The organism is Roseiconus lacunae, assembly GCF_008312935.1.
Taxonomy (GTDB): domain Bacteria; phylum Planctomycetota; class Planctomycetia; order Pirellulales; family Pirellulaceae; genus Stieleria; species Stieleria lacunae.
In genome coordinates this window covers 1-6,616 of sequence record NZ_VSZO01000089.1, presented here as the reverse complement: position 1 = coordinate 6,616, position 6,616 = coordinate 1, and the positions used below count along the sequence as shown (strand labels likewise).

The 6,616-nt window shown below is 53.8% G+C and carries 7 protein-coding genes; 1 reads left to right on the top strand and 6 read right to left on the bottom strand.

All coding sequences use genetic code 11. From position 1 onward, the window contains the following. Nucleotides 1-215 (bottom strand): hypothetical protein (locus tag FYC48_RS28585; RefSeq protein WP_235034467.1); only part of this gene is annotated, 215 nt, incomplete at its 3' end. Between the two features lie 978 nt (nt 216-1,193). After that, nucleotides 1,194-1,601 carry an immunity protein YezG family protein gene (locus FYC48_RS27380; RefSeq protein WP_149500004.1) on the bottom strand — a complete coding sequence of 136 codons (408 nt, stop codon included), beginning with the start codon at nt 1,599-1,601 and terminating at the stop codon, nt 1,194-1,196. 923 nt (nt 1,602-2,524) lie between these two features. Between FYC48_RS27380 and FYC48_RS28065 the strand changes: the two genes are divergently transcribed. After that, nucleotides 2,525-2,731 (top strand): hypothetical protein, encoded by a 207-nt coding sequence (locus tag FYC48_RS28065; RefSeq protein ID WP_160149804.1) that lies wholly within the window; start codon nt 2,525-2,527, stop codon nt 2,729-2,731. An 82-nt stretch (nt 2,732-2,813) separates the two neighbouring features. Here FYC48_RS28065 and FYC48_RS27370 read toward each other — a convergent pair whose 3' ends face one another. The 4 genes from FYC48_RS27370 to FYC48_RS27360 form a co-directional block, all read right to left on the bottom strand. Then, complete coding sequence (locus FYC48_RS27370; protein WP_149500002.1) at nt 2,814-3,047, bottom strand: hypothetical protein; 234 nt, start codon at nt 3,045-3,047, stop codon at nt 2,814-2,816. A 952-nt stretch (nt 3,048-3,999) separates the two neighbouring features. Next, nucleotides 4,000-4,143 (bottom strand): hypothetical protein, encoded by a 144-nt coding sequence (locus FYC48_RS28060; protein ID WP_160149803.1) that lies wholly within the window; start codon nt 4,141-4,143, stop codon nt 4,000-4,002. A 756-nt stretch (nt 4,144-4,899) separates the two neighbouring features. Beyond that, complete coding sequence (locus FYC48_RS27365) at nt 4,900-5,367, bottom strand: hypothetical protein (RefSeq protein ID WP_149500001.1); 468 nt, start codon at nt 5,365-5,367, stop codon at nt 4,900-4,902. A gap of 139 nt (nt 5,368-5,506) precedes the next feature. Further along, nucleotides 5,507-6,499, bottom strand: a complete 993-nt coding sequence (locus FYC48_RS27360; protein ID WP_149500000.1) for a DUF1559 domain-containing protein — start codon at nt 6,497-6,499, stop codon at nt 5,507-5,509. Between the last annotated feature and the right edge of the window lie 117 nt (nt 6,500-6,616).

Here is a 6,616-nt window from a genome sequence, read left to right as displayed (position 1 = left end):
GCGTCGGTTTTGATCCAGCCTCGAAGATGAATGAACCAACGATCGTGAAGTAGCACGACGAACGTTGGTGATAACGGGGTCGCGGCCAAACATCCTGAACTCAGGAAACAGCAGCGCCCGCGACTCCCGTTCATCACATGGTTCGTCAGGCTACGTTTGCCGCCGGCTGGAAGTTGGACGGTCCAGAACCATTGTAGCAATCGCTTGAATGACATGGGGCGTCAACATCAGCCAGGATTACGATGCCAAACCGTGACCACCAATTCGATCAACAGGCGACAAAGGTTCCGTTACCAATGGATGGACGGGTACGTGAATCAATGCGATGAGGCAGGAGCGACAACAAAACCGCGACATCAGGTGCGATCAATAGGCGACTGATGTTCCTCTGCCAATCAATGGGCCCCTACGCGAGTCTTCCGGCACGACGAACGTGACTTGCATTGCGAATCACCAAGCCATGATCCGATTGGAGAAGATGATCTATCGAACCGTGACATCAAGAGCGGTCACCAGGAAACAGAGGTCGCGTCACGAAGCGATGGGCCAAGTTCCAGCCACAACGACAGGCGTCGGATCTGATCCGCACTCGAAGATGAATGAACCAACGAACGTGAAGTAGCACGACGAACGTTTCGTGGTCACCACGTCGGCGCGGGTGACGTGAACTCAAATGTAAACCCAACTCGCCGACTGCGGTGCACCACATTGTTCGTCAGGCTACGATTGCCACCGACTGGAAGTTGGACGGCCCAAAACTATTGTAGCAATTGCTGCGTGAAGAGGGGTGTCAATGTCAAGCGAGATTGCGATACCAAACCGCGACCACCAATGCGATCAACAGGCGACAGAGGTTCCGTTGCCAATCGATGGGCCCCTACGCGAGTCATCCGGTATAGCGAAAGTGACTTGCGTTGCAAATCACCAAGCCATCATCCGGTTTGAGAAGATGATCTATCAAACCGTGACATCAAGAGCGACCAACAGGAAACAGAGGTCGCGTCACGACGCGACGGGCCCAATTCCAGCCACAACGACAGGCATCGGATCTGATCCGCATTCGAAGGTGAATGAACCAACGAACTTGAAGTAGCACGACGAACGACCGACGTCACCGGGGACGGCGGGATGAGTGTCCATTTGTAATCGCGTCATGCCGTCCTCCGGTGCACGTCATGGTTCTGCCTCTTCGATCAGGTATCACGATTCAGAAACGCAGCTGGGTCGAACTTCGCCATCATGGAATCTTCATCGTGAATTCCGTTCAATCTGGAGGGAGGTTCGTAGGAGAATTCAAATCGATATCGGCCGGTCTTTTCAAACACAAGTGTACACGAACCCCACGATGAGTCGTTAGATTCTGCCAACTGATCCCGCAGTGCTGCGAACTGATCGTAGAGCTCATGCGGCAGTTCCTCACTCCGTTGGATAAGCCGCCAGAGCTTCTTCGTGTAACTTAGCACGATGCAATTCTCTGTTTGGTCGCCGTCAATTACGTCAATCTCGATGTTAACTACAACGAATTTCCACGGCTCGCGGATCGCATTAGCAAGCGTAGTGACGATCTGGTCTTGGCGTTGCAGAATCTCAGCCGCAGTCATCGAAAGACATTGGGTTCATTTGACGGTGAATTCAATTCTGTGGCAGAACGGCCGCGATAACCGAGTCGCGGCGTTTGATTTTCAAGTGTCAAAAACGGCGACTCCGCGACTTCGGTTCATCGCATTGTTCTGTCATGCTGAGGAGTGGTGCACATCTCTGCCGGCAATCATCAGCTGGAGCGGTCGGGCTATAACCTGGAACCTTTTCAATCAAATCGGGGAACGCAGAAGTCAGCGCGGCCCATCCACTAGTCCGGCGATCAATACTCTCCGAGGCAAGAAGCGAATGGATGGACGGCAGTTCTCTGCGAATATCGTATCCACGACGATTCAGTTCTAGCAGATGCACATTGGGTGTTAGGCAAGTCGGATCACGAAGTTCAGTAATCAGTTCGTCATCCGACATTCGGCCCATCCTAAGTGCCAGAAACTTGAGCGCGATAAACAACGGCAATCGCCCGACTAATCCGCCAAGTACCAAGCCTGATGGAATTCCTATGGCGCATCCGACGATCCCAAAATTGTCCCATCCAAAACCGCCGAGAATTATCGCTCCAAAAAGTGGAGCGATGAGTTGAATCAAATGGAAACACGTGAACATCGCGAAGCATCATTGTTTGAACAGCAACTCATTGACAGAACGGTGGTGATAACGGGGTCGCGGCCAAACATCCTGAACTCAGGAAACAGCAGCGCCCGCGACTCCCGTTCATCACTTGGTTCGTCGATTTACGGTTGTCGCCAGCATGAAGTTGGACGGACGTGACCTATTGTAGCCATCGTTGAGTGACTTGGGGCGATCCATCAGTCTGAACCGGGATCAGGATAGGGTGTTTAAACCGCGGTACCGGATTCAAGTGACATCCGATCGAGAGGCATGATCGAGTGTTGGGGTCATTCGGAGACTCCGCCGCTATAAAGAAATGGGTGTACAGGATCACGATCCATTGTTGGCGATTGTTGGCCGTTGGAAACGTTTACCAAACCGCGACATCAAGAGCGATCACCAGGAAACAGAGGTCGCGTCATCATGCGGTGGGCCGACTGCGGTCACCCTATCCGGCTTGTGCGTTGATCCGAATTTAAAGATCGTTAAACCAACCAGCGTGACCAAGCACGACGAACGGTAGAAATCACGGGGGACGGGCGAACGACTCGCAAGCAGACCAGAAACCGCGACTCCCGTCCTCACGTGCATTTCATGGTTCCCCATCATGCCTTGGGAGTTCGATTGTCGACCTTCGATCGCAGCTTCTTCTCTTCCTCATCAAGTATCGCCTGCTCCATCTTGAGCCGGAGTTCTGCACCCCGGATTGTTGTCATTTGGCGACGCAACCCAATCGCCGACGGAGTGACTTCAACCCGTCTGTTTTTTTGACTACGACTTGTCCCAATCCACCGATAAAGATACTGAAGTTCGGCTTGCGGCCAGGCTTGCTTGATCATTGCGTCAAGCTCCAGTTGCCTTTGTGCAACGCGGGACCGTTGACGCTCCACGGCGTCATGAAGCGCAAGCTCGCGATTCAAACTCACTATGCGGGCACGATCCAATGAAACGCGCCCAACTAACGCGACCACTACCATCAGTAGCAGTAAGCTCGCAATTGAGAATCTCGTGTATCGCGTTACATTCATGCTTAATCCATTGGGGAACGTTGGTGATAACGGGGTCGCGGCCAAACATTGTGAACTCAGGAAACAGCAGCGCCCGCGACTCCCGTTCATCACATGGTTCGTCCGGCTACGATCTCCGCCAGTCGAAAGTTGGACGCCCCAGAACTATTGTAGCAATCGATGCGCGGTGATGGGCCTTCTTGTCGATCGGGATTACGATATCAAACCGTGACCACCAATGCGATCAACAGGCGACAGAGGTTCCGTGGCCAATGGATGGGCCGGTACGTGAATCAATACGGTAAGCCAGGAGTGACAACCAAACCGCGACATCAAGAGCGATCAATAGGCGACTGATGTTCCTCTGCCAAGCAATGGGCCACTACGCGAGTCTTCCGGCACGACGAACGTGACTTGCATTGCGAATCACCAAGCCATGATCCGATTGGAGAAGATGATCTATCGAACCGTGACATCAAGAGCGGTCAACAGGAAACAGAGGTCGCGTCACGAAGCGATGGGCGCAGTTCCAGCCACAACGACAGGCGTCGGATCTGATCGGCACTCGAAGGTGAATGAACCAACGAACGTGACCAAGCACGACGAACGGCCAGGATCACCGGGCAACGGCAATCGAGTAAGAACTAAAACCCAAAGGCCCCCGACTCCGTTGCTCCGTGTGCATCCGATTGTTCGCGATCCCGCACATGACGCCAGCATGAAGCATGGTCGCCATTTGCCATTGTAACCGATTGGAAACATGAGAGGAAACTCGGCATCCCCGTCAGGCGTCGGTTGCCCGCATCCGCTTGTGCGTGAAGTCAAGTGAGTCGAAAAACAACCGCGCATCCAATACGAACAATTGCTCCGTGACACCCAAAGCGAATCCCAGGAAACAGAGGTCACGTGACATAGCGATTGGCGACATTGGAGTGTAGCGTGCCAAGCGCCGCTCCCTTCAGGCGTTGGTTAGTCGCCATCTGTCAAACCGTCTGCGATCTGAAGCAACATCGACAGGCGATGAGCTTCTTCTGAGTACGGAACAAAACCATGGATCATCGAAGAACCGTTAGCGATTCTAGAGATCGCAGAGAAACAGTGGGCCACACCACCGGGCGTCGGATGGCATCGCGAACGACACGGATCACGCGGTCGCCGCGAGCGATCCTCCACTTCAATAACCACGACTCGGCGACTCGTCGTGCATCCGCTTGTTACCCGATTGTCTCAGATGGACGAGCCTGTGCAAACGGTGACTTGAGATCAAGCAACGAATCATCTGATCCACACATCGGGCATCGGTCCAAGGGAGCACCGTTGAATTGATTGTCGCAAATCAGGCAGCGACGGAATTGAGGTGATGGTCCAACGTATGAAAAGCTGGAATCATCACGAAGGAATTCAGAGGCAACTTTGCACGAGGAACAAGAGAACACGGCCCCCGCGTGTTTGTGTTCCCACATGATGTAGCTCCGCCCATCGATATCTGCTTCGCAATAAGGACGGCTGCATCCGGGGCAACATACAGCGGAGTTGTGCCAAAATCGGTCGTCTACCTTGCGTGAGCGCGAGCCGGTCCAATCGCCAATCCAGCCTGCCATTGCGACGACCAGTGTCGCAAGAACCAACGTCAAAAGGATCGTGCCGAAGTCCATCGAGATGGGCTTATCTCTGTCGGGTAACGCTAGAAATCACGCGGGACGGGCGAACGACATGCAAGCAGACCAGAAACCGCGACTCCCGTCCTCGCGTGCATTTCATTGTTCTCCGCCGCTTCGGTCACTGTAGCATCTTGCACGTCATTATCATCACGCCAAGCACGTCGAACGACGGAAATGGAAACAGACAAAGTAAGAATGACAAGAGCCAACGCATATCCCTCCGTGGGATTTCCACCGTTGATTGCTGTCGCGATGCCGAAAAGTACAATTGCGAAAACGTGCATCGCGAACGCTGAGTTCCACGTAAGCAGCCCAGTTGCGGCAGCGGAGTAAGCGGGTGCGTTGACGCAGGCAAGAACGATCGGAATCGAAAGCGAGAGATGCCGCCAATTCCATGTGTCACCGAACAGCCATACGACACACGCAACCGCACATACGGGCAATGCCAAGCCGAATGCAATCAGTGCGAGGATGGCTAAGACGTAGCTCATTGTTCGAGTGAAACTAGGCGTCGGCGATGACAGCGTCAGTCGGAGAACGATTGCAATCACCCGGCCGCGACGAGAGATTGTCCATTGTCAAAACGCCCGACTTCGCGGCTCGGGTGCATTGCCTGGTTCTGCCACGTCTTTATTCGGGCAGGCCACCGTCGGACCTTCCATAGAGTTTTGTCAAAGTCTCAAAATCGCTTGAATCGGAGAGAAATCGAACCGACCCATCAGCGATTCCAATGTTGGCCCCACCACTATGGAAGGAAAACATGCCCACCGAGTTCGATTCATTTACGCCAACACCGTTGGCATGGATCGACCAAATGAACGTATTGCTGGCTGACCACCCGACCTGACCAGGGTAATCAGCGTTGGGATTGCCGCTCGTGACGTTTGGCCGCCCATTAAGTATGTCCGTAGGTTTTCCAGCACGTTCCACGACCGCGATCGTGTGTGATAGGCCATCCCTGACATCACGGAATCTTCCTTGCCGGTATCGCAACAACCGGGATCCAGTTGTTGTCGGCGTATCGAAGACAGGCCATCCCCAGATTCCCCAGCGAACGTATTCCACGGAGTTGGCATTCACATTCGGGGCTAACGGATCGGGAAGCACCTCTATTCCCGCCATTGCGTCGTAGTCACTCCGAACGACGTGGTAGCGATCTTGCTCCGCAATATCATCCTCCGGGATACCGATTGACCCGTGTTTGAGTCCCCATCCCATCGTCGTAGCGTCGCCGCCACTTGGGCAGATAAACGTAGGAACAACAGTCTGCGCAATCGCAGAATTCTCTGGAGCGGTTGCAAGGAAATCCCACGCAATCTGTTCTTTCAGTGGGGTCTGCTCAATATAGGGCAGAAGCGGCACTCGCCAGGAATGCATGTGGAAGAGGTCCCATTCCTGGAGCGGATAGTTGAGTGCTGACCCGTTGTAGAATGACGGTAACGCACCGTGAGTGGTGTGATGTGATTGTATGGCGACAAGTAGCTGCCGCGTGTTGTTTTGGCACTGCATACGCCGCGCTGATTCGCGTGCGGATTGAATCGCCGGAAGTGCAATCCCGATGACGATTGCGACAACCCCAATCGAGACCAGTAGTTCGACCATCGTAATTCCGATGCGACGCATCGTTGTGTTCCCGATTAGTGGCAGAACGGTGACGATCACGTGGCCGCCGCGAACGACTCACCACTTCAGTGAACCCAATTCGGCGGCTCACGTGCATCGAATTGTTCGTCGATTTAC